Origin of the sequence: Janthinobacterium sp. SUN128, assembly GCF_030587275.1 — a bacterium.
Lineage (GTDB): Bacteria > Pseudomonadota > Gammaproteobacteria > Burkholderiales > Burkholderiaceae_D > Janthinobacterium > Janthinobacterium lividum.
In genome coordinates this window covers 338,009-361,584 of the sequence record NZ_JAPWHY010000002.1, presented here as the reverse complement: position 1 = coordinate 361,584, position 23,576 = coordinate 338,009, and the positions used below count along the sequence as shown (strand labels likewise).

The window sequence follows — 23,576 nt, the reverse complement described above, 5'->3', positions numbered from 1 at the left end:
CGTCAGCCCGGATTGTTGTCGATGTCGTCGCCATGGATCTGCACCTTCGATCTGCCGCGGATGATGATTTCATCGGCAACGAGTTCGATGCGGCCGGGCATCATGGTGATGCTGGATGTGCCCACCGTCATCGTGTGCGAATCGGTGGCCGTGAGCGTACTGTCGGCGCCGACGCTGACGCTTTTCGCCAGGCCGATCTGCTCCGCCTGCGCCAGCACCACGGTGGTGTTCATGGCGCCGATGACGGTGGTCTGGTAAGCGGCGCCGATGGTCAGCACCTTGGCCAGGCCGATGCTCTCTTCCTTGGCCAGGGTCACCCGTTCCGAACGGTGGCCGTCGATCTGCACCTGCTCGTTGCCGCCCACGTGTTCGCGGCAGTTGTCGCCGATGTCGATGTGTTCGTCATGGTCGACGCGCTCCCTGCGGTTGTTATGCACGGTGATGTCTTCATCGTGGTCCACGGTTTCCGTGCGGTCGCGCTTGACGTGCACGGTTTCATCGCGATCCACGGTTTTCCTGCGGTCATTTCCCACCCAGTGCGATTCGTCATGTTCGACCTCGATGCGCTGGTCTTTTTCCGCATGCAGCCACAGTTCTTCCGCATCCTTGCGGTCTTCGAAACGCAGGACGTTGGCGTGCGCGGCGGAACCCTTTTTTGAGGAACGGCTCAGCATGCCGCTTTGCGTCTTGTTCGCTGGCAAATCCCACGGCGGCATGTTGCGCGCGTTGTAGACGCAGCCGATGATGAGGGGCATGGCGACATTACCGTCAAGAAATTGCACGGCTACTTCCATGCCGACCCGGGGCAGGCTGATGTGGCCAAAATTCGGGCCGGCCCAGTTCGATATCACCCGTATCCACGGCGAACTTTTGTCATCGAAGGTGCCCAGGCGGTCCCAGTGAAATTGCAGCTTCACCCGTCCGTAACCATCCGTATGGATTTCCTCGCCGGGCGGCCCGACGACGGTGGCCGTCTGCACGCCATAGATCTTCGGTTCGCGGCTGTGGAAGTTGCGTCCCGGGCGCCAGGGGATGGCGCGGGGGATGCAGGTAAATGTGTTGCTGTATTGCGAGGTGGCGCCGTGCCCTTGCTGGTAGTTGTTGCTGGCATGGTGGTGCACGGAGAGGATCAGATATTCGCTGGCTGCACTGTCGAAATGCCCGCCCAGCGTGAACCAGCGTCCCGGTTGCGCCGTGCGGTCATTGCCTTGCGCTTCGAACAGCTGTCCCTGCGCGTCAACCTCTTCCATGCGGCGCCGCGCCAGCGCCTCGCCATCGTCGATGTTTTTAAAACCGTAGCTGCCCGTGTTTTCATACACTTCCAGCGATGGCACGGCACCCTGCCTGTTCAGCGAGTCGCGGCTGGCGCGGGCGCTGCGCGGGTTCTTGAAATTGAAGCTGGCTACCGTCATCTGGCTTGGCGCCATGCGCCGCACCGTGCTCCATTGATGTACTCCATCGTCTTCCAGGGATCCGGCCTGGTGCTGGAAGGGGATTTCGCTCAGATCGCCATCGATGGGCTTGCCTGTGGTGCTGTCGTCGGACAGCCACAAGGTGTGACCGTCAAGGCGGTGTTCGTAGCGGTAGTGCCAGCCCAGTTGCTCCCAATGGCGGTGCAGGAGGTTGTGGTCGCTCTCGTTGTGCTGGCACGTGTAAGTGATGGCAGGGTCGAGGCCGCTGGCGGCCAGCTTGTAGTCGCGCATCAGGTAGTCATCGAAGACCTTGTCCGTCAGCGCCGCCACCGTCAAGCCGTGGAAGGCGACATTGTTTTGCCGCAAGTGCAGGTGCGACAGCCACGGCTCCAGCACCATTTCATAAAAGGCGAAGCCGCCGTCCGTGCGCAGGAAGCGGAATTCGAACACATAGCCATTGAAGTAGCGCAAGGTGCCGTCTTCGCGCACCAGTTCGATGCTCACCATCTTGCCCATCACCTTGTCGAGGGCGATGAGGGCGTCGTCGGAGAGTACTTCCACCACATAGGAAAAGTCGCGCGACAGGCTTTCGCTCGCGTCGAGGCTGTTGGCAAGTAACTGGATGCCGGCAGGCCCGTCGCCATGCGGAAACTGCAGGCGCAGCAGGCGCTGGCCCTGCATGTCGCCCGTTAATGCCGTCCATGCCGCCGTCGTATCGGGGAACAGGCTCATCGCGCATCGCTTCACGTTAGGGATCGTTGGCCGACTGTAGCAATAGCAAACACAAGCGTTTTGTGCGGCCGCAAGGATCAATCGTTGAATGAGGGCATCAATTGCATCTCGTAATGTTTGTCATCGCGGTGGCGCGGCGTTGCCGCACTGCCAAGGAAACTGTTGCAGCCCAGGCCGCCTTGTGGCGCGGTTGTCAATGCCGTCCCCCGCACATCGCTGGCGCGCAGCACCAGCACGATGTCGTAGCGCACGAGCGGCTGGCCGAACAGCATCAGCATGTGGCGCAATGCGTGGCTACCAGGGGCGCGCGGCAGGAAGCTGGCGTGCTGCTGCGCCGTGAGCGGACCGAGGCGCAGGCGTACGACCAGGTCGGGACGGCGGCAGCGTTCGCCGACGAGGGCGCGCTGGCCCAGCATGGCATTTTCCATGCCCAGCGCCGTTTGTTCGCGCGGCGCCAGCACGTCCATGGCGCCCGTCGCTTCGTCGATATGGCAAGGCACGCCGAAGTGGTCGCCGAGGATGCGCGCCATGATGATGGACGAGATGTTGCGCTGCTGTAGCAAGCCGCTGTACAAGCCGGCCGCTGCCTCATCCTGGCCCGGTTGGCATGCGGCCAGGGCCAGCAGGCGCGACAGGAAGTCCCCGCTGTGGCCGGCCTGCTCGATGCGGTATTTTTGCCAGGCCTGGTAAAACAGGGCGACGGTGCGGCTGGAAAACAGGTCGAGGAAAGCGCGCGGGCTATTCTCGCGTTCGCTATGCTGGTGCGCGGCAATGCGCTCCGAATAGTGGCTGGGCAAGCTGCCTTGGCAGCCCAGGAGGCCCATGAATGTGGGCGTGAGGTGGATGTGCTGGCCGTGACCGGACAGCAGCGCTTGCAGCAGGGCATCCGCATCGCCGATGCTGTTTGCCGTGAGCGTTTCGATCTGGCTGGCGGGAAAGCGCAGCGAGACGCTGTTGTCGAAGCGTATGTGCTTTGCCAGCGCCGTGTGCTCATCGATGCCGTGCTCGGCCAGCCACGCCAGCAGCAGGCGCAGCGCCTGGAAGCACTCGAAGCGCTGCGGCGCATCGAGCAATTGCTGGATCACGCTGGCGTGGCGTCGGCGCTGCGTTCTGGGCATCGTAGGAGTTCCTCGCCGCTGCGATGAGACAGCAGCGTCAGTTGGCTAAAGCAGTTGAGCTGGCTGTTCAGGGCGAAATAGCGTTGCAGCACCTGGGCAAAAATATAGATGCTGCTGCCGACGAAGGCTTGCTCGTCGATGCCCAGGCGGATGGCGATGCCGGGCATCAGGGTGGGAAACGGGACCGTTGGCATCCACGCGCGCGTGCTGCAGTGCTCGAGCGTGACGATGCCCTGGATCAGGCGTTGTGTGGCGGGCGAGCGGGGCAGGTCGTACAGGCTCAGCATTTTCTGGAATTCGCCCAGGCCCGCCTGCGTCAGGCTCGAGTAATTGAGCGACAGGTGCGCGATCAGGCGCCAGTGCGTGTCCGCCAGGAAACGCATGCTGGGTGACGGTTTGCGCAGGAAGCGCGCGGGGATGCCGTCGGGCACGTCTTCGGCCAGCAGGTCGCCGCCGGGCAAACCGTAGTGCAACTGCACGGGCAAGTCGCGGTTGCTGCACAGCAGTTGCGTCGAGACGGTGGCGCAGGCCGCGCTGCTTGGTGAAAACTGCGGGTCGATCAGGCTCAGGCGCATTTCGTGACCGGGACTGATGGCGGCCACGGTTTCGTCGCGGCGCGCCAGCCAGTACTGTCCATGCTCCTGACCACGCTCCTGGCCATAGTCGGCCTGGGCGCCTTGCAGCGAGGCATACAACGGCAAGAAGCTGCTCAGGCGCTCGCCGGTCTCGTCCTTGCGCACTACGGTGACGGCCTCGATGCTGTGGATGTCATAGGCAAACGCATGCGTGGCATCGGCCGCCAGCGCATAGTCGGGCTCGGTATGCGTGAGGCGGATCGGCACGCCGGATTTGGCAAACAGGTTGACGACGGGCGTGCAGCCCAGCAAGAGGTTGTCGCGGCTGACGCCGGACAAGAGCCGCGCTTCGTGGCTGTCGCTGCGCACACCCTTGAGCGGCAGGTGCAAGGTGAACTGGCGGCACTGTTTCGGCAGCAGGGCAGCCAGCAGGGACCATCCGATATCGATGAAGTGAAATTTTTCCGGAAACGCAAAGTACTCGGTCAACAGGCGCAGGGCCGGGTGGGAACGGGCGGAAATGGGGATCAGCGCATCGTCTTCCGCATAGCCGGCTGGCGCTAGCGGCGTGCCATCGACGGCTTGCCACGGGCAGTGTTCGTCCAGCGCCACGTACGCGCCCGCGCCGCGCAGGAACAGGGCGTCGAGCAAGGCCGCGCGCACGGATGGTTCGCCATCGGCAAACAGGCGCAGCCTGGCAAAATCCGGCTGATCCAGATGATAGTTGTCGCTGCTGCTGGTGAACTGAATGCTGAGCAAGGCGCTGGCGCCGGCGGGCAGGCGCAGGCCGGGCGGCGCGTCGATGACAGGTGAGAAATGCAGGCGAGAAATGGCCAGCGGCGCCAGGGTCACGTCATAGGTGCTCGTAAATTTGCAAGCCACGCCCTGCACCGGCTGCGTGCGCAGCACCGTGCCGCGCGCCACATGCGTCACCTGGTCCAGCTGGCCGCCGCCTGGTGCTTCGTCGGCGGCGATGCGCACGATGGAGCACGAGGGAAACGGCCGCAGGTAGTGCGGGTACAAGGTGTCGAGCAGGGAGTGGGTAAATTGCGGATAGGCGTCGTCGAGGCGCTTGGCAACCCTGGCCGTGAGCAGGGCGACGGACTGGATCAGGCGTTCGACATGCGGGTCTTCGCAGGTTTCTCCGGCGATCAGCAGGCGCCCGGCCGCCTTCGGGTAGCGGCTGGAAAACTCGCGCGTGTACTGGCGGAACAGGCCCAGCTCGCGCTCGTAATATGGCAGTAGTTGTTCCACGGTCGCGCTCTCCGCCAGTGGGAAAGCTTCATGCTGGCATCAGGCGCGATCGTGGGTGTTGATGCGTAACAATGAATTTTAGAAATGGTACTCCGCGCGTATCATCGGCGTCTTTGCCGTCTGGCCCACATTGCCCGTGGTGGCGGGCGAATTGCCAAACTTGTTCTTCCAGTACTGGTATTCGAGGCCCACGCGGAAGGTGTTCTGGGCGCTGCCCAAGGCCGCGCCCACGTCGTACATTACTTGCATGTCGATATTCGTTTCCACCGCCGTGTCGCGCCCCACTTCATCCTTGCCTTTCGAGTCGATGAGGTTGAAGAAACCTTCGAACGAGAACAGCGGCGACAGGGGGATGGCCCAGGCGCCCGTCAGCATGGCGTGCGTTTTATACGTGTAGCGGCCCGTCACCTGCGAGATGGGCGGGAAGGCGCCGCTGGGGGCGTTGCTTTCGCGCAGCAACAGCAGGCTGGTATTGAAGAAGCCGGGCACGTCCCACATCAGGGTGGGGCCGGCCACCAGCATGCGCTTGCGCGAGTTGTAGCCGACGTCATTTTTCGTGTTGACGTCGAAGCCCAGGGTGACGCCGACGCCGCGCACGGGGCCGAATTTGATGTCGCTGCCGCGCACCTTGCCGATGTCGATGGTGTTGCGGTAGACCAGATACGCCTCCTGTGCGCCGGACGTTTTGCCGAGTGCGCCAGGGTCCTTGCTGTCGGACATGAGGAAATCGAGGTTGACGAAATTGCTGCCGTATTTGTAGCCGCTGGCGTGCGTGATGGCAAAGATGTTTTTCTTGATGTCGTCCGGATTGAACGGCTCGCGGTAATCATTGCCGGCGCGCCAGCTCAGCGCGGTATCGCTCCATTCGGCAGCCTGGGCGGTCGCGCCCACGCCGAGGGTGGTAGTGAGGCAGAGCAACAGACACGGTATGGTTTTTGGCACTTTCGGCTCCTGATGGCGGTGTGGGAAAACGGGAACTGGGGATGGCTGGACGCGTAGTCTGCATGTAGCGCTGCAATGGGATAACGCGCGCCGTTCAATCCATGATGCGAGCATCGCCGCGCCGGGCGATATGTCTTGTGCGCATACTTACTATCAGTTCCTGCATATAATCATCGCACCTTCTCGTCCTTGCGGGGCAAGGCGGACGCTGCAAAGCTGATAATTTTTTTCAAAATTGTATACAGGTGTTGTTTTTTTGTGGAAATAGAAATGCACGCCGCCGCGCCCGCCCCCCAAGCGCCGCGGATGCCGATACGATAGAGACTGAGTGTTGATTTTTTCCACCGATCGGCATCCCGCATACCACGCAGCGAGGCACGAAAAAAACAATGACGGCACGCCTGGAACTCCTCGATATCAGCAAGCGCTATCCGGCCGTGGTGGCCAATGACGGCATCTGTCTCACCGTCGCGCCCGGACAGATCCATGCCGTGCTTGGCGAAAACGGGGCCGGCAAATCGACCTTGATGAAAATCATCTATGGCGCCGTGCAGCCCGACGGCGGCCGCATCCTGTGGAATGGCCGCGAAGTGGACATCGACAACCCGTCGGCCGCGCGGGCGCTGGGCATCGCCATGGTGTTCCAGCACTTTTCCCTGTTCGACACCTTGACCGTGACGGAAAACATCGCCCTCGGCTTGCCCGCGGGTACCAACATGGCGGAGCTGGCGCAGCGCATCAAAGCGACGGCGCGCCAGTACGGCCTGGATCTGGAGCCGCAGCGCCACGTGCACACGCTTTCCGTTGGCGAATGCCAGCGCGTGGAAATCGTGCGCGCACTGCTGGCCAAGCCGCAACTGCTGATCCTCGACGAACCGACTTCCGTGCTGACGCCGGGCGCCGTGGAAAAGCTGTTTACCACCTTGCGCCAGTTGGCCGCCGAAGGTTGCAGCATCCTGTACATCAGCCACAAGCTCGACGAGATCCGCGCCCTGTGCCACACGTGCACGGTGGTGCGCGCCGGCAAGAACGCGGGCGTGTGCGACCCCTCGCAAGAGTCGGCGGCCAGCCTGTCGCGCATGATGATCGGTGCCGAGCCGCCCGCCGTCACCCGCGTGGCGCGCACGCCCGGTACCGTCATGCTGAGCGTCAAGAATTTGCAGTTGCCGAAGAGCCATCCGTTCGCCACGCAATTGATCGATATCAATTTCGACGTGCGCGCGGGAGAGATCGTCGGCATCGCGGGCGTGTCCGGCAATGGCCAGCAGGAATTGCTCGCCGCCCTGTCGGGCGAGGACATGCGCGCAGCCGCCAGCAGCATCGTCCTGAACGGCACGCCGGCGGGACGCTTGCCGCCGGGACGCCGGCGCGCCCTGGGCTTCGGCTTCGTGCCGGAGGAAAGGCTGGGGCGGGGCGCCGTGCCCGACATGGGGCTGGCCGACAACGTGCTGCTGAGTTTGCAGACACCGGCCACCATCCGCCACGGCTTCGTGCGCCACAAGGTCATTGCGCAGCGGGCGGCCGCCATCATCGCGCGCTTTCAGGTGAAGGCGGGCGGGCCGCAGGCGCTGGCGCGCAGCCTGTCGGGCGGCAACTTGCAGAAATACATAGTCGGACGCGAAGTCATGCGCGAACCCAGCGTGCTGGTGGTGGCGCAGCCGACCTGGGGCGTGGACGTGGGCGCGGCCGCGCAAATCCGCGCCGAATTGCTGGCCTTGCGCGACGCGGGCTGCGCGCTGCTGGTCGTGTCGGAGGAGCTCGATGAATTGTTCGACATCAGCGACCGCTTGCTGGTGATGGCGAAAGGAAAGATTTCGCCGTCCCTGGCCGTGGGCGAGGCCAGCGTGGCGCTGGTGGGGCAATGGATGAGCGGGCTGTGGCCGCAGGAGGCAATCCATGGCTAAGTTTGCCTTGCGCCTGGAAGCCCGTCCTTCTCCGTCGCGGCTGATGTCGTGGCTGTCGCCCGTGCTGGCCGTGCTGCTTACCGTGCTGTGCGGCGCGCTGCTGTTTCTTGCGCTGGGACACGATCCGCTGGCGGGACTGGCCGTCTTCTTTGTCGAACCCCTGCGCGACGCGCACGGCTGGTCCGAGCTGGGCATCAAGGTGGCGCCTTTGCTCCTGATCGCCGTGGGCCTGGCCATCTGCTTTCGCGCCAACATCTATAACATCGGCGCGGAAGGGCAGCTGACCCTGGGCGCCATCTGCGGCGGCGCGGCGGCCCTGTACCTGGACGATGGCGTGGGGAGTACCGCCATCATCGGCGTGTCCTTGCTGGCCGGCATGGCGGGCGGCATGGCGTGGGCGGGGCTGGTGGCCTGGCTGCGCGACCGCTACAACGCCAGCGAAATCCTCGTCTCGCTGATGCTGGTCTATATCGCCCAATTGCTGCTCAGCTATCTCGTGTATGGCGTGCTGCGCGACCCGGAAGGATTCAATTTTCCCCAGTCGAAACTGCTATCGGACGGCTTGCTGTTGCCGATGGTGATCAGCGACACGCGCTTGCACGTGGGCATCGTGTTTGCCTTGCTGGCCTCGCTGGGCGGCTGGCTGTACTTATCCAGAAGCATTGCCGGCTTCCGTTTGCGCGTGGGCGGCATGGCGCCTGCCGCCGCCCGCTATGCGGGCTTTTCCTCGCGCAAGACCTTGTGGTCGTCCCTGCTGATCTGCGGCGCCCTGTCGGGCCTGGCGGGTGCGTGCGAAGTGCTGGGGCCGATGGGGCAGTTGACGCCCACGGTCTCGCCCGGCTACGGCTTTGCCGCCATCATCGTCGCCTTCGTCGGGCGCCTGCATCCGGTAGGCGTGATTTTCTCCAGCTTCGTCATGGCCCTGTTCTATATCGGCGGCGAACTGGCGCAGTCGCGCCTGGGCTTGCCCAGTGCGATCACGGGTGTGTTCCAGGGCATCTTGCTGTTCGCCTTGCTCGCTTGCGATGTGCTGATCCAATACAAATTGCGTTGGAGGAAACATGGATAACTTGCTGCTGACCATCGCGCCCCTGGTCGCGGCCAGCATCAATGCGGGCACGCCGCTGATGCTGGCTGCGCTGGGGCTGCTCGTCAATGAAAAGGCGGGCGTGGTCAACCTGGGGGCGGAAGGCATGATGCTGGTCTCGGCCATCACGGGTTTCGCCGTGGCTGTCAACACGGGTAGCCCCACCCTGGGCTTTCTGGCGGGCGCGGGCGCCAGCATGCTGCTGTCCGGCTTCTTTGCCTGGCTGACCGTGTGGCTGGGCACGAACCAGTACGCGACGGGCCTGGCCTTGTCGCTGTTCGGCGCGGGCGCGTCCACGTACATCGGCTTGAAGTACGTGGGCAACAGCTTGCAGAATGGCCGCTTTGGCATCCCCTTCCTGGAAGACATTCCCGTACTGGGGCCGGCCCTGTTCCGCCAGCATCCGATGGTGTATCTGTCGTTGCTGCTGTGCCTGGCCATCGCCTGGTTTTTGTACCGCACGCGGGCGGGCCTCGTGCTGCGCGCCGTGGGCGAGTCGCCCGCGTCCGCGCATGCGCTCGGCTACCCCGTGCGCCGCATCCGCCTGGCAGCCGTGCTGTTCGGCGGCGCCTGCTGCGGCCTGGCCGGCGCCTTTTTGTCGCTCGTCTACACGCCGCTGTGGGTCGAGGGCATGGTGGCGGGACGGGGCTGGATCGCGCTGGCGCTGACCACCTTTGCCACCTGGCGTCCCGCACGCGTGGTGGGCGGCGCCTACCTGTTCGGCGGCATCACGATTCTGACCTTTCACGCGCAGGCGCTGGGCGTGCCCATCGCGTCGCAACTGCTGTCGATGCTGCCGTATGTGGCAGCCATCGTCGTGCTGGTTTTGATCTCCAGCAACGCCAATTACATCAAGCTCAATATGCCCGCTTCGCTGGGCAAGAATTTCAATCCGGGAAATTAATCACTCACCACAATAATCACTCACCACAAGGAAAACCATGTCCAAGAAACTATTGTGCGCCGCCGTTTGCAGTGCCGTTTTGATGCCCGTCATGGCCGCCGCGCCTGCTGCTACCCCATTGAACGTCGGCTTCGTATATATCAGCCCCATCGGCGACGCGGGCTGGACCACCCAGCATGATCTGGCCCGCAAGGAAATGGAAAAGGCGCTGGGCGGCAAGATCACCACCAAGTACGTGGAAAACGTGCCGGAAAGCGCCGATGCGGAACGGGTGATCCGCGACCTGGCGCAAACGGGCAGCAAGCTCGTCATCACAACCTCGTTCGGCTACATGAATCCCACCTTGAAAGTGGCGAAGCAATTTCCTAATGTGAAGTTCATTCATTTGACGGGCTACAAGACGGCCGTCAACGTGGCCAATACCAACGCCCGTTTCTACGAGGGCCGCTACCTGGCCGGCGTGTTGGCAGGCAAGATGAGCAAGACCCATGTGGCCGGCTACGTGGCGGCATTCCCGATCCCGGAGGTGTTGCAGGGCGTTAACGCTTTTACGCGCGGCATGCGCAGCGTCGACCCGAAGGCGGAAGTGAAAGTGGTGTGGGTGAATAGCTGGTTCGATCCGGGCAAGGAACGCGACGCCGCCATCACCCTGATCGGCCAGGGCGCCGACGTGGTTACCCACCACACGGATTCGACCGCCGTGGTGCAGGCGGCGGAAGAGAAGGGCAAGTACGCGATCGCCTACCATTCGGACATGAAAAAGTACGGGCCGAAGGCGCAGCTGGCTGCCGTCACCCACCATTGGGGCGACTACTATACGAAGCAGGCGCAAGCCGTGCTGGACGGCACGTGGAAGTCCAGCAGCACCTGGGGCGGCATCAAGGATGGCATGGTCAAACTGGAAGGCATCAACGCCACAGTGCCGGCCGACGTGAAACAGTTTGTATTGGCACGCGAGAAAGACTTGGTAGCTGGCAAGCTCAATCCTTTCAGCGCGCCGATCAAGGATAACGATGGCAAGGTGCGCCTGGACAAAGGCGTGCTGGACGATGCGGCGCTGACGAAGATGGATTATTTTGTCGAAGGCGTGGCAGGAAAAGTTTCCGGAAAGTAATAGGTTTGAGTTTGAACTTGCTGTAATATTGCCGGAAACGGGAGCCGGGCCGGGAGCGCATTCCCGGCCCACCCACACAGCAGAGCCTGAACAGGCCCGTACCGGAGATTGACCCATGGACAGACTGGAAGTATTCAAGATTATCGCGCTGCAAGCGAGCAAGGGCGAGCTGACGTTCCCCGCCAACGTCAAGGCCACCTTGAAGCTGCAGGAAGCGCTGGACGACCCCGATTGCCATATCGAAGCGGCCGCCCGCATGGTCATGGCCGAGCCGCTGCTGTCGGCGCGGGTCGTGGCATTGGCCAACTCGGCTGCCTACAACCGTTCCGGCAATGAAATCGCCAATGTGCGCGCAGCCGTCTCGCGCCTGGGCTTTGCCACCCTGAAATCGATGGTGGCATCCGTCATCGTGCGCCAGCTGGGCAGCCAGATTACCGACCCGCAATTGCGTGCCAAGGCGGCCAAGCTGTGGGAACACACGGCCCACGTGGCCGCGCTGAGCCAGGTAATCGCCAAGAAAGTCACGCATGTGGACGTGGAAACGGCCATGTTCGCGGCCATCGTGCACGAAGTGGGCGGCTTTTATCTGCTGTCGCGCGCCGAGGAATATCCAGGTTTGCTGGACGACAATACGGAAGATTGGATCGAATACGGCGAAAAACTGATCGGCCGCGGCGTGCTGCGCCAGTTGCAAGTGCCGGACATGGTCTTGCAGGCCGTGGAAGGCATGTGGCACGGCGGCAGCACGTTCCCGCCCCGCACCCTGGGCGCGACCCTGGTACTGGCCAACGATCTGTCGCCCGTCGGTTCGCCCCTGCACCCGCCGGAAAGCGCCGCGCGGCGCCAGGCTGCAGCGAAGATCGACTTCGGCATCGGCGGCAGCACCTTGCACACCATCCTCGAGGAATCGGCGGAAGAGATCGAATCCCTGGCGGCCGCTTTGCTGGTCTGAGCGTTTCTCCTGCAAAATCCCCGCCCTTGCCGCGGGGATTTTTTTCGTCCGCATTTTGATGCATCTTTCCCTATGGCATACAATCGCCGGCTCGGCCATCCGCCGGACTGAATGTCTCCTCTTACCCAAAGGATCTTATGCAGAAGCTGTTTTCTTCCCTGGCCGTTACGGCGCTCGCTTCCAGCCTGGCGCTGGCGTTTTCCGCGCACGCCGCGACCGGCTTGCCCGTGGTGCAGGAAGCCCCGCTGCGCGCCCACCTGGCCTTCCTGTCCAACGATTTGCTGGAAGGCCGGGGCACGGGCCAGCGCGGCGCCGACCTGACGGTGGCCTACCTGGAAACCCAGGCGCAGATGGCCGGACTGCAACCCGTGCGCGGCAACAGCTACCGCCAAAGCGTGCAGATCGCCGGCGTGAAATCCTTGCCACAGGAAAGCAGCCTGCAAGCCGTGGCGGGCGGCAAGCCCGTGCCGCTGGCTTTCGGCCCGGACTGGGTGTGGGCCACGGGGGACTCCGTTGCCGCCCACACCTTCGATGCGCCGCTCGTCTTCGTCGGCTATGGCATCACGGCGCCGGAAGAAGGCTGGAACGATTTCAAGGGCGCCGATGTCAAAGGCAAGATCGTCGTCATGATGGTCAATGACCCGCAACCGACTAGTGCCGAGCCGAACCGCTTTGCCGGCAAGGCGCTGACCTATTACGGCCGCTGGACCTACAAATTCGAGGAAGCCAAGCGCCAGGGTGCGGCTGGCGTATTGCTGATCCACACAAAACCGTCCGCATCGTACGACTGGAGCGTGGTGCAGAACAGCTGGAGCGGCAGCGAGCGTTTCCAGTTGGCCGACCGCACGGCCGGCACGCCGCTGCAGGGCTGGATCGCGGAAGACGCGGCGCGCCGCCTGTTCGCGGCTGGCGGACAGGATCTGGACGCCTTGCGCGCGCAAGCGGAAAGCAAGGATTTCAAGGCCGTCGCCTTGAATGCCAAGCTGAGCGGCGAAATGAAGTCCGCCGTGCGCAAGGTGGAACAATTCAATATCGCCGGCATGGTGCCGGGTACCGACCCGGCATTGAAGGATGAAGCCGTCATCTACAGCGGCCACTGGGACCACCTGGGCAAGCAGGGTGACAGTGGCGACACCATCTACAACGGCGCCGTCGACAACGCTTCCGGCACGGCCGGCTTGCTGGCCATGGCGCAGGAAGCCGTGAAAAAGCCTGCGAAGCGCACGCAGATCTTCCTGTGGGTGGCGGCCGAAGAGCAGGGCTTGCTGGGCAGTGCTGCCTACGCGGCCGACCCGTTGTGGCCCTTGAACAAGACGGCCGCCGCGCTGAACTTGGACAGCCTGAACTTTGTCGGTGCCACGCATGACATCGGCGCGCAGGGCAGCGAGCGCACGGAGCTGGGCGCCATGGCGGCCACGGTGGCCAAAGCCATGGGCATGCATATCGCGCCAGCCCGTCCCGACCTGGCCGGCGGCTATTTCCGCAGCGACCATTTCAGCTTTGCCAAGGCGGGCGTGCCCGCGTTTTCCATCAATGGCGGACGCGAGTACATCAAGGACGTGGCAGCGTCGAAAGCCAAGGCGGCAGCGTATGGCCCCCGCTACCATCAGGTCACCGATGAGTACGATGCCAGCTGGGATTTGTCCGGCATGACGCAGCAGGCGCAATTTACCCTGAACCTGGGGCAAGCCGTGGCGAATGCGGCCAGGATGCCGGCGTGGAAGGCGGGCGATGCGTTTGGCAAGGCGCGTGAGCCAGCGAAGTAAGAACGTAAAAAAACCGCTCGGCCGAGCGGTTTTTTTCAGGATCGTAGGTCGGATTAGCTCGAAGAGCGTCATCCGACAGTTGGCGCATCAGTGTCGGATTACGCGGCGTGCCGCCGTTAATTCGACCTACGTGATAGATGCCTGGGCGGCCCGTTCCAGCCGGCGCTGCGTGTGGCGGTACTTGCTCCACACAATCAGCATCAGCAGCGGCATGGCGCCGCCCACCATGCACAGGGCGGGCCAGCCGCCGGCCGCAAAGCTGGCGCTGGCCAGGGCCGAGCCTGCCGACGCGCCGATGAAGCCGCCCGCGATGAACACGGTGGTGACCCGCGCCCGCGCATGCGGCGCCAGTTTATAGATGATGGACTGGTGCGTAACTTGCAAGCCCATCACGCCCATGTCCAGCAGGACGATACCGATCAGCAGCAGCACCAGCGAATGGGCGCCAAAGCCGATCAATGCCCAGCCCGCAATGGAAGCCACGGCCAGCAGCCAGGTGGCCTGGCGCGCATAGCCGCGGTCGGCCATGCGGCCCGCCGTGTTGGCGGCAAAGGCGCCCGTGGCACCGGCCAGGCCGAACAGGCCGATCTGCATTTCCGAGTAGTGGTACGGCGCGCCGCTGAGCAAAAAGGTCAGGCCCGTCCAGAACACGCTGAAGGTGCCCAGGCCCAGGCCCGAGAACAGGGCGCGCTGGCGCAGCAACGGTTCCTGGCGGATGATGTCGGCCAGCGAGGCCATCAATTTTCCGTATTGCAGCTTGCCGCGTGGCGCCTCGTTCGGCAGGATGCGGCGCAGCATGACGAGCAGGGCGGCCACGACGATGGCGGCCAGCACGTACACGGTGCGCCAGCCGCCGCTGATCTGCGACACGGTGCCGGACACGGTACGCGCCAGCAGAATCCCCAGCAACAAGCCCGTCATGACGGTGCCCACCATGCGGCCCCGGCTGTGGTCGGGCGCATACGACGCCACCATGGCCGTGACCACCATCAAGGCGCTGGACGTGATCCCCATCAAGACGCTGGCGATGGCAAAGATAATAATGTTCTGGCTGGTGGCGGCCAGCAGCAGGGCGCCGATCTTGGCGATCAGCATCCACGTCAGCAACTGGCGGCGGTTCAGCACGTCGCTGAGGGGGACCAGGAACACGATACCCAGCACATAGCCGATTTGCGTGGCCGTGACCAGGTAGCCCGCCTGCGGCACGCTGACGCCAAACGAGGCGGCCAGCATGGAAGTGAGCGGCTGCACATAGTAGAGGCTGGCGACGAGCACGCCGGCGGACAGGGCGAACAACAGGATGCGGGTCGACGTCAGCAGGGCGCTGGCATCGACGGTGGATGGTGCAGATTTCATGCGAGACAACTTTCTTGGAGTGATGCTTTTGGATGAGCATGATAGCGGGGCTGCGCATTTCTTGCCGGGCGCGGCCGATTTTGCGGTGGGGCGGCAGACAACGCAGCAGGCAAAAAAATCCCGGCGATCATTGCCGACGGCCGGGAAAAGGGTATAGGGGGATATACCAGGGGAGAGTTAAAGCTTACTGTGCGCGCGCCAGCTCCGCATGCACCTGCGCCGTGATTTCATACGACCGCAGCCGGTGTTGGTGCTCGAAGATCTGCGAGGTGATCATCAGTTCGTCGGCGCCCGTTTCGGCGATGAAGGCGGCCATCTTCGCCTTGACGGTGTCCGGCGCGCCGATGGCCGTGCAGGACAGCACGGAATCGAGCATGGCGCGTTCCTGCGGACCCAATTGCTCCAGGTAACCGGGCATGGGCGGCTGCAGGCGCGACGGGCGGCCCGTGCGCAGGTTGACGAAGGCTTGCTGCATCGACGTGGCGCGCAAGTGCGCCTCGGCATCCGTGTCGGCGGCAAACACGTTAAAGCCCAGCATCACGTACGGTTTCGCCAATTGTTTTGAAGGCTTGAAGTGTTCGCGGTAATACGCCACGGCTTGCATCATCATCTGCGGCGCGAAGTGCGAGGCGAATGCATACGGTAAGCCCAGGTGGGCGGCCAGCTGGGCGCCGAACAGGCTGGACCCGAGTATCCACACGGGCACTTTCGCGCCCTTGCCGGGCACGGCCAGCACGCGCTGGCGCGGCTCGTCGGACATATAGTCGATCAATTCCAGCACGTCTTGCGGAAACTGTTCCGCGTCGGATTGCAGGTCGCGACGCAGGGCGCGCGCCGTCGTCTGGTCGGAGCCGGGCGCGCGGCCCAGGCCCAGGTCGATGCGGCCCGGATGCAGCGCTTCCAGGGTGCCGAACTGTTCCGCGATGACCAGCGGCGAGTGGTTCGGCAGCATCACGCCGCCGGCGCCCACGCGGATGGTTGTCGTGCCAGCCGCCACATGGGCGATGACGACGGCCGTGGCGGCGCTGGCGATGCCGGGCATGCCGTGATGTTCGGCCAGCCAGTAGCGGTTGTAGCCCCAGCGTTCGCCGTGCTGCGCCAGGTCGAGCGTGTTCTTGAACGACTGGCTGGCGTCGCTGCCTTCGGCGATGGGGGCCAGGTCGAGTATGGAAAATGGAATCATGGTAGCGATATCGGGACGTGGTGGAAAATCACAATGGACGATTTGTCTATCCCCTGACGACAATAGGGTCGGCCTTGGAAGCGGCAGGGATGACAGGCTGTGCACATGATAATGCGAATCGGGAATTTGCGTACTGATCGGTAAAAAACTCGTATCGATTGGAAATCGGTGCGGGCAATGCTAGAGTGGGCCTCCCCACTTTATGCGCCCCGCCATGTTCAAGAAACCCATCCTGCTGACCCTGATTGGCCTGCTGCTGCAGCCCTCCGTTCACGCCGCGCCCATCAGCCTGCAGGCGCAGGAAACGGCGCGCTACGCGCTGGCCACCTATCCCGAACCGCTGATCGCCAGCCTGGCGAAGATGGTCAGTTTCAACACGGTGGCAGACCCGGCCGTGCCGTTTGCCGCGAATCCCCAGCACACGGGTTTCAAGCGCTACCTGGCGGCCGAGGCGCAGCGCCTGGGATTCGACTTCCAGGAGCATGGCCATGTGGTGATCATCGGCATGGGCAGTGGCAGCGAGCGCGTGGGCGTGATCACGCACGGCGACGTGCAGCCCGTGAATCCCGCCAAATGGGCCCGTTCGCCGTTCGAGCTGGACCGTACCAGCGAACCTGGCAAGCTGCTGGGACGGGGCACGGAAGACGACAAGGGGCCGATCGCCACGGCCCTGTACGCGATGAAGGCTATCCAGGACCAGCAGGTGCCGCTGAGCAAGCGCATCGAGCTGTACGTCTACATGGCCGAGGAATCGGACTGGGAACCGTTGAAACAGTTCCTGAAAACCCACACGCCGCCGCAAGTGAACATCACCATCGATGCGGAATACCCGGTGGTGACGGCCGAGAAGGGCTACGGTTCCATCAAGCTGACCTTGCCGCCGCGCACGGCCATGCCGGCGGGGAAGGTCCCTGTGCTGACGCAGCTGACAGGCGGCTTTTTCGGCAGTCAGATCCCGGAAGATGCACAAGCCGTGATCGACCACGCGCCAGCCGCGCTGGAAGCGGCCATCCGCGCCCGCGCGCAGCAGCAACAGGGCGTGCGCTACAGCTATGCACGCGATGGCGGCACCTTGACGGTGACGGCGCTGGGCGTGTCGGCCCACTCGTCGAAACCGGAAGATGGCGTCAACGCCATCAGCATGCTGGCCGACGCGCTGGCCGTGCAGCCGTGGCAGGGCACGCAGGCGGCCGACATGCTGTCGTTCCTGAATGAACTGGTGGGCACTGGCATCTACGGCGAACGCTTTGGGCAGATCGCTTACCGCGACGGCTTCATGGGGCCGATGACGGTAGCGCCGACCGTGCTCAAGCAGAACGGTGGCGCGCTGGAACTGACTATCAATTTGCGCCGTCCGCAAGGCAAGACGGCGGCCGTGCTGCAACAGCAGGTGACGGCCGCGTTCGACGGCTGGAAGGCGCGGCGCCACGTGCCGGCTACCCTGCAGGTGCAGATCGGTGAACCGTGGCTGCAGACGGCGGCGCCGCAGATTCCCACCTTGTTGTCCGTCTTCGAACACTACACGGGCATCGCCAATCCGCAACCGGTGGCCATCGGCGGCGGCACCAATTCGCGCCTGTTCCCGAATGCCGTGAGCTTTGGCCCGGCCATGCCGCACACGGTCTACACGGGGCATTCCGAACATGAGTTCATCACGGAAAAGCAGTTGCTGTTGAACTTGCAGATGTACACGGCCGTGTTGATTGAACTGGCGAAATAGCCGCTTGCAAAAATAGCGGGAAGTCATAGACTGCAAGCCTGAGACGAGGCCAGGCACTGAACTTTTTATGCGCGCGCCGGTCTTAAGTTTCCATGTAGGAAGGGAGCAGCTATGCATGCACAACAGGATTCCCGGCTGGTGCCAGGCAGGGCAGGCGGGGTGGCGCCGCGCCGCATCCCGCACGAGGGGTGGTCATGAACTGGCCGCTGGAGCTGGAAGTGGCGCACAAGCTGGCGCAGATGCGGGGCTGGCTGGAAGACCAGCGTGCCGGTGCCGTGCGCCTGCGCGGCGTGGACTGGTTTGCGTGGGCCACGGCGGGCGCATCGAACAGCCATTGTCATACGACCGAGTGCGGCTGCGCGGAAGTGCTGGTGACGCGCGATGCCGCCTACATCCTGACGGACGAAGCCGAAGCCATGCGCATGCGCGAGGAAGAAGTGCGCGGGCCATGGACATGGCAGGTGTCGCCCTGGATGCAGCCGCAGCTGTATGAATTGCGCGAGCATTTCGTGCAGCATGCGGCCGGCGGCGCGCCTGTCCTGTCCGACCGGCCCGGCTTGCACGAACGCAGCCTGCCTGTGGCCCTGCGCGAAGAGCGGCTGGTACTGCTGGAATCGGAGCAGTTACGCTACCGGCAGGTGGGGCTGCTGGCGGCCGGCGCGGCCGCGGATGCGCTGCGCCAGGCCCGCCCCGACTGGAGCGAGCTGGAACTGGCTGCCGCGTGTGCGCGCGCGCTGTGGCTGCGCGGCTTGCAAGCCGTGTACGTGCTGGCCAGCGGTGGAGAGCGCCAACACCGTTATCGGCGCGCGCCGCCAGCCCAGGCGGTGCTGGGCAAGCAAGCCGTGCTGGCCTTGTGCGCGCGGCGTTTTGGCCTGTGCGCCAGTCTCAGCCGTCAACGGCGTTTCGGCCCGGCGCAGCATCGGGCCGACGGCGCGGCGGTGGTCATGGACGATGCCGATGCGGCCATGCTGGCGCTGGAAGCGGTGGCGCTCGACGCTTGCGAAACGGGCCATGCGCTGAGCATGGTGTATCACGCGCTCGACAGCGCCTACGCCTATGCCGGCCAGCCCGACACGGTGCGCACCAGCCGGCAGGGCGGTATCCATGGCTACCTGGCGCCCGAAGTGGCGGCCGGCGCGCACACGGAAATCATCCTCAAGCGGGGCATGGCGCTGGCCTTTCACCCCAGCCTGCCCGGCAGCACGGTGGAAGACACGTTTTTGCTCGACGGCAGCCATTTGCACAATCTGACGCACGACCCGGCCTGGCCTTCGGCCGTGGTGCAGGGGCGCAGCCGGCCGTTGACCCTGGCGCTGGCTTGATGCGGTCAGTTGCGACCAGCATCGGCCAGTGCCGGTACATATCAATAGCGCTGCATCACGCCTTTTTGCACGCTGACCCGCTCGCCGATCTGGAAGGCGGGCTGGGTATTTTGCACAAAGGTGCGCGTCGTGCCGTCGTCCAGGCGCAAGGTGATGCGATACAGCATATTGCCCGCCGCCCCCGAGGTGCTGCCGGCCGTGCCCGACGTGCCCGCCTGCATGTCGGCACTGCCTTGGTCCATGCTGCGCGGCACGGTTTCTATCGACTGCACCGTGGCCGAGCTGATGTTCAGGGTGGACTGGTTCGCGTCATTGCGCATGTCGCTGCTCATGGCGTTGCCGGTATCGGTGGCCGTGCTGCTGGTGGCGCTGGCCGTACTGCTTGGCGGTGCCGTGCCGGCCGGTGCGGCATAGGTTTCGCCGCTATTGCCGCGTGCCAGGCTGGTTTTATCCGTGGACTGGCAGGCCGCCAGCAAGGCGCATGTCAGGCCGGTCAGCAGCAGGGTTGTTTTCGATCTCATCTTGGTCTCCTCATGGTCGCACACTCAGGATCGGCACCCGCGGTGATTGCGGATAGCAGCGATTGCTGCATGTAAGAGCATGGCGGAGCAGGGATGTTCGGCGCCCGTCATTGTCGATTGAGCTAGATCAAGAGTCCAATCGCCGTGCTTGGTATAAAAGATGCTGGCAATTACCACTTCGTGCGGCTGCACGCTTCCTCACTGTTGAATCGGGAGAAAAAATGTCATCTGGCCCTACCGCAAAACTGATCGATGAGTTGGTGCTGGCCGTCGGCGGCACCGCGCGCGATGCCCGCGCGCGCCATGTCCTGGCCCAGGCCTTGCATGGCCTGGTGCGGCTGGCGCGCTCGGAACAGTTGCTGGACATGCAGCGCGATGCGGCACGCGCCATGGGGGCCAGCAGCCGGCGCGAGGCGCGCTCCCTGATGCGCCGCCTGGGCACGCGCAGCCAGGGACAGTTGCGGCTGGAATTGCAAGATAGCGAAGCGGACCGCGCCTGACGGGCGCGAGTCCCCCCCGTTCAGGCTTCGGGCCGCGGCACGCCCTTGCCAAGGGCAGCGGCGACCATTTTCGGCCAGAGGAAATACAGCGGCAGGCAGACCGCCACGGCGGCCGTGATATCGACCACCCAGTCGCTGACGGCGCCACGGCGGTAGGGCAGGAAACTCTGGATGAATTCGTCCAGCGCACCCATGGCCGCCACCATCAGCACCGACAGCAGCGCCCGGCGCGCCATGCCGCCGCCCGTGCCGCTGAACAGGATCAGGGCCAGCACGCCATAGCCGACGGAATGCAGCACGCCGCCTGACGCATACTGGCCCACATCTGCGCGCACGCCAGGAATGTCGCCGATCAGGATCACCAGGACATACAGCAGCAGCGCAGTGCGGTAGCGCAGGCGTTCGTAGCGGTCGGCAAAACAGAGTTCGAGCAGTGGTGCAGGCATGATGCGTCAGGACAGGTGGAAAGGTCGTCACAATATCATGGGCAAGGCGGGCCGCCGTGTTTTTGCGCAAGAGCTTGTCGTGCAGGCAAAAAAAGGCCCGCGGGGAGGCGGGCCAAAAACCCAAATGAAATGGGTCAAGAGTTGAGAGTTGCTCGGTACTCACCATGTCGCGCGCCTTGCCGGCGCCCGCCACGGTCATGAAAGGGGAGTGGTGTGCCATCGCGGCACACCTGTCTGTAGTCAGGCATATCGGTTGCCTGTACAGCAGATGAAGCAAGTATAGGGGGCGAAGATGACGGGCTGATGACACGCCGCAACATTTTTTTGCGGCGAGCAGAAGGACAGTGAAGAACGTCTGTCATGGCAAGAATGGCCATGTTTCAGCAGTGATAGCAAAAAAAAAGCCCGCTGGTGAAAGCGGGCTTAAAACTATTTTCTTGGAGGAGAATAGTGGAGACAGGTGCATTATGCTGCGTCGCACGATATGTGTCTAATGGTCTTTTCAGATAACCATTATCGTTTTTTGATATAACTGCCTGTAGTTCTGCCTGTCGCTGCCTTCATTCCTTCACGGCCACGGTGTAGTTGAGCGCCATGCGCCCGCCATCGACATAGATGGTCTGGCCCGTCATGTAGGTGGCGTCGTCGCTGGCCAGGAAGGCGGCGATGCCAGCCACTTCTTCCGGTTCGCCGCAGCGGCCCAGCGGCGTGCGCGACAGGATCGTGTGGCGCGCCTCCGGGCTCGACAGCACTGCCTGCTTGGCCAGTTCCGTCAGGATGGTGCCCGGCCCGATGCCGTTCACGCGCACGCCATGCGAGGCCAGGTTCAAGGCCATGACCTTGGTCAACTGGTTGATGGCGCCCTTCGACACCACATACGGTACCTGGTTCGGGATCGCCAGTTCCGCATTCACGCTGGACATGTTGATGATGCAGCCAGTGTTGCGCTTGACCATTTCGCGCGCCACGGCCTGGCCGCACAGGAACATCGATTTCAGGTTGATGCGCATGACCCGGTCGAAATCGTCTTCGCACACATCGAGGAAATCGGCCGCGTGCGTGACGCCCGCATTGTTGACGAGGATATCGATGTGGCCGAACTGGGCCAGGGTTTCCTTCAGCATGGCATCGACGTCCGCCTTCTGGCTGACGTCGGCGCAAAAGAAGCGCGCCTGCGGGCCGAGGGCGCTCGCCGCCTGCGCGCCTTCTTCCTTGATGTCGACCAGCATCACTTGCGCCCCTTCGGCGATCAGGCGGGTGGCGCAAGCCAGGCCGATGCCTTGCGTGGCGCCCGTGACGATGGCGGTTTTATTGATCAGTCTCATGTATGCTCCTCGGCGGTAATAGGGGCCGCTGCCCGGGCCACCGGCCCGCGCGGCAATGGGCAGATTTTAATCCCTGGGCAGGAATCAGAGGAGGATGGGTTTGTTCGGCAACTGGTTGCCGCGCGTGCCATCGGCAGGGAAGTGGCTTTGCAACAAGGTATTCAACTGCTGCAAGGCATCCAGCGTGCTGTCGTGGTAATTGCCGTCCTTGAAGCCTTTGGTCATGGTGCGGCACACGGCTTGCCATTGTTCCGGCGTGACGCGCCGGCCCACGTTGCGGTCGGCGACGATATCGACCTGGTGCTCGGCCAGGTTGATATAGATCAGTACGCCGACGTTGTCTTCCGTATCCCACACGCCATACTGGGCAAACAGTTCGCGCGCCCGCTCGCGGTTGCTTACGCCCTGGTACGCCATGCCCGGCGTCAAGGCGGCTTCGACGATCAGGCGCACTTCTGCCTGGTGCATCGCTTCACCGTCGGCAATCGCTGTCTCGATGGCTTTCAGGGTGCGTTCCGGAAAGGCCTGGCGTGCCGTCGCCGGCGTGCCCCGCAAATGTTTCAAGGCCCGTCCGCAGCGCTGTCCGAATGTCAGTTGTTTCGTCATTACCAATCTCCCGAGGCGCCGCCGCCGTCAAAACCGCCGCCGCCACCACCGAAACCACCACCGCCACCGCCACCGCCAAAACCACCACCGCCGCCGAAGCCTCCGCCGCCACCGCGGTTGTTCAGGGCCTGGCTCAAAATGCTGCCCAGCACGACGCCGGTGGCGCCGCTGGACCAGTTGCTGCCGCGCTGCAGCCGCGTCGGCCCGCCGCGCGAGCGGAACAGGGTCAGCACGACAAGAAAGCCGAAGAACAGCAGCGGCAGCCAGAAGGTCATGCCGCCCGCTTCCACGGTCGCCGGCGCTTTCTGCTGTGCAGGGGCGGGGAATTGCTCCTGGTTCAGCAGGGTGGCAATCGACCCCACGCCGGCCACCAAGCCGCCGTAATAATCATTCTGCTTGAAATGCGGCGCGATCACGTCTTGCAGGATGCGTTTCGATTGCGCATCCGTCAGCACGCCCTGCACGCCGCGGCCCGCCTCGATGCGCAGGCGGCGCAGCGACGATGGGTTGTCCTTTGCCACCATCAGCAGCACGCCATCGTCGACGCCCTTGCGGCCCAGCTTCCAGGCATCCGTCACGCGGATGCTGTATTGCTCGATCGCTTCCGGCTCCGTGCTCTTGACCAGCAGCACGGCGATCTGGCTGCCCGTCTTGGCTTCGTAATCGGCCAGCACGCCTTCCAGCGCCGCCTTTTGCTTGGCGTCCAGCATGCCGGCGTCATCCGTCACGCGCGCGGCCAGCGGCGGCACGGGCTGCAAGCCCTGTGCGCCGGCTGGCGGCATCGTCCACAGCAGCAGCGCCGTCGCCAGCGCCGCCAGATAAGACCAGGCTTTCATC

20 protein-coding genes are annotated in these 23,576 nt (G+C 63.8%); 9 read left to right on the top strand and 11 right to left on the bottom strand.

The features are described from left to right. Positions 1-2 precede the first annotated feature (2 nt). The 4 genes from O3297_RS21680 to O3297_RS21665 form a co-directional block, all read right to left on the bottom strand. On the bottom strand, positions 3-2,144 hold the full coding sequence (locus tag O3297_RS21680) for a type VI secretion system Vgr family protein (RefSeq protein WP_305050057.1): 2,142 nt from the start codon (positions 2,142-2,144) through the stop codon (positions 3-5). 77 nt (positions 2,145-2,221) lie between these two features. Further along, positions 2,222-3,262, bottom strand: a complete 1,041-nt coding sequence (gene tssG, locus O3297_RS21675; RefSeq protein WP_305050055.1) for a type VI secretion system baseplate subunit TssG — start codon at positions 3,260-3,262, stop codon at positions 2,222-2,224. Next, entirely contained in the window at positions 3,226-5,091 is a 1,866-nt protein-coding gene (tssF, locus tag O3297_RS21670) for a type VI secretion system baseplate subunit TssF (RefSeq protein WP_305050053.1), read from the bottom strand. Before tssF ends, tssG begins: the two co-directional genes overlap by 37 nt. Positions 5,092-5,169: 78 nt before the next feature. Beyond that, positions 5,170-5,982, bottom strand: a complete 813-nt coding sequence (locus O3297_RS21665; protein WP_305050239.1) for an outer envelope protein — start codon at positions 5,980-5,982, stop codon at positions 5,170-5,172. Between the two features lie 440 nt (positions 5,983-6,422). Here O3297_RS21665 and O3297_RS21660 point away from each other — a divergent pair, with 440 nt between their 5' ends. The 6 genes from O3297_RS21660 (at position 6,423) to O3297_RS21635 (ending at position 13,760) form a co-directional block, all read left to right on the top strand. Further along, positions 6,423-7,937, top strand: a complete 1,515-nt coding sequence (locus O3297_RS21660; RefSeq protein ID WP_305050052.1) for an ABC transporter ATP-binding protein — start codon at positions 6,423-6,425, stop codon at positions 7,935-7,937. Further along, the gene (locus tag O3297_RS21655; protein WP_070282438.1) at positions 7,930-9,006 is read left to right on the top strand and encodes an ABC transporter permease; all 1,077 of its coding nucleotides are present in this window, start codon (positions 7,930-7,932) and stop codon (positions 9,004-9,006) included. The genes O3297_RS21660 and O3297_RS21655 overlap by 8 nt, the downstream gene beginning before the upstream one ends. Next, positions 8,999-9,928: an ABC transporter permease gene (locus O3297_RS21650; RefSeq protein ID WP_034784494.1), complete on the top strand. Its 930-nt coding sequence runs from the start codon at positions 8,999-9,001 to the stop codon at positions 9,926-9,928. The genes O3297_RS21655 and O3297_RS21650 overlap by 8 nt, the downstream gene beginning before the upstream one ends. Positions 9,929-9,965: 37 nt before the next feature. Then, positions 9,966-11,042, top strand: coding sequence for a BMP family ABC transporter substrate-binding protein (locus O3297_RS21645; protein WP_305050050.1), 1,077 nt, complete (start codon positions 9,966-9,968; stop codon positions 11,040-11,042). Between the two features lie 115 nt (positions 11,043-11,157). Continuing rightward, positions 11,158-11,994 (top strand): HDOD domain-containing protein, encoded by an 837-nt coding sequence (locus tag O3297_RS21640; protein WP_034784492.1) that lies wholly within the window; start codon positions 11,158-11,160, stop codon positions 11,992-11,994. A 137-nt stretch (positions 11,995-12,131) separates the two neighbouring features. Then, positions 12,132-13,760 (top strand): M28 family peptidase, encoded by a 1,629-nt coding sequence (locus tag O3297_RS21635; RefSeq protein ID WP_305050047.1) that lies wholly within the window; start codon positions 12,132-12,134, stop codon positions 13,758-13,760. A 126-nt stretch (positions 13,761-13,886) separates the two neighbouring features. On the opposite strand, the gene O3297_RS21630 is transcribed toward O3297_RS21635, so the two are convergent. Together O3297_RS21630 and O3297_RS21625 are read right to left on the bottom strand one after the other, a co-directional pair. Then, the gene (locus tag O3297_RS21630) at positions 13,887-15,116 is read right to left on the bottom strand and encodes an MFS transporter (protein WP_305050046.1); all 1,230 of its coding nucleotides are present in this window, start codon (positions 15,114-15,116) and stop codon (positions 13,887-13,889) included. A gap of 184 nt (positions 15,117-15,300) precedes the next feature. Beyond that, positions 15,301-16,299, bottom strand: a complete 999-nt coding sequence (locus tag O3297_RS21625; protein ID WP_305050045.1) for an LLM class flavin-dependent oxidoreductase — start codon at positions 16,297-16,299, stop codon at positions 15,301-15,303. A 214-nt stretch (positions 16,300-16,513) separates the two neighbouring features. Here O3297_RS21625 and O3297_RS21620 point away from each other — a divergent pair, with 214 nt between their 5' ends. Continuing rightward, positions 16,514-18,019 carry a dipeptidase gene (locus O3297_RS21620; protein ID WP_305050044.1) on the top strand — a complete coding sequence of 502 codons (1,506 nt, stop codon included), beginning with the start codon at positions 16,514-16,516 and terminating at the stop codon, positions 18,017-18,019. A gap of 194 nt (positions 18,020-18,213) precedes the next feature. After that, entirely contained in the window at positions 18,214-19,341 is a 1,128-nt protein-coding gene (locus O3297_RS21615) for a M24 family metallopeptidase (RefSeq protein WP_099389493.1), read from the top strand. A 41-nt stretch (positions 19,342-19,382) separates the two neighbouring features. Here the strand turns inward: O3297_RS21615 and O3297_RS21610 are convergent, their stop codons facing one another. Next, on the bottom strand, positions 19,383-19,862 hold the full coding sequence (locus O3297_RS21610) for a hypothetical protein (protein ID WP_305050042.1): 480 nt from the start codon (positions 19,860-19,862) through the stop codon (positions 19,383-19,385). A gap of 221 nt (positions 19,863-20,083) precedes the next feature. Here O3297_RS21610 and O3297_RS21605 point away from each other — a divergent pair, with 221 nt between their 5' ends. Beyond that, positions 20,084-20,362, top strand: a complete 279-nt coding sequence (locus O3297_RS21605; RefSeq protein ID WP_305050040.1) for a hypothetical protein — start codon at positions 20,084-20,086, stop codon at positions 20,360-20,362. 20 nt (positions 20,363-20,382) lie between these two features. On the opposite strand, the gene O3297_RS21600 is transcribed toward O3297_RS21605, so the two are convergent. The 4 genes from O3297_RS21600 to O3297_RS21585 form a co-directional block, all read right to left on the bottom strand. Next, entirely contained in the window at positions 20,383-20,808 is a 426-nt protein-coding gene (locus O3297_RS21600) for a VanZ family protein (RefSeq protein WP_070257290.1), read from the bottom strand. A gap of 560 nt (positions 20,809-21,368) precedes the next feature. Beyond that, positions 21,369-22,133, bottom strand: coding sequence for an SDR family NAD(P)-dependent oxidoreductase (locus tag O3297_RS21595; RefSeq protein ID WP_305050038.1), 765 nt, complete (start codon positions 22,131-22,133; stop codon positions 21,369-21,371). A gap of 84 nt (positions 22,134-22,217) precedes the next feature. After that, the gene (locus tag O3297_RS21590; RefSeq protein ID WP_305050036.1) at positions 22,218-22,739 is read right to left on the bottom strand and encodes a TPM domain-containing protein; all 522 of its coding nucleotides are present in this window, start codon (positions 22,737-22,739) and stop codon (positions 22,218-22,220) included. Continuing rightward, complete coding sequence (locus tag O3297_RS21585) at positions 22,739-23,575, bottom strand: YgcG family protein (protein ID WP_070282465.1); 837 nt, start codon at positions 23,573-23,575, stop codon at positions 22,739-22,741. Before O3297_RS21585 ends, O3297_RS21590 begins: the two co-directional genes overlap by 1 nt. Position 23,576: the final 1 nt, after the last annotated feature.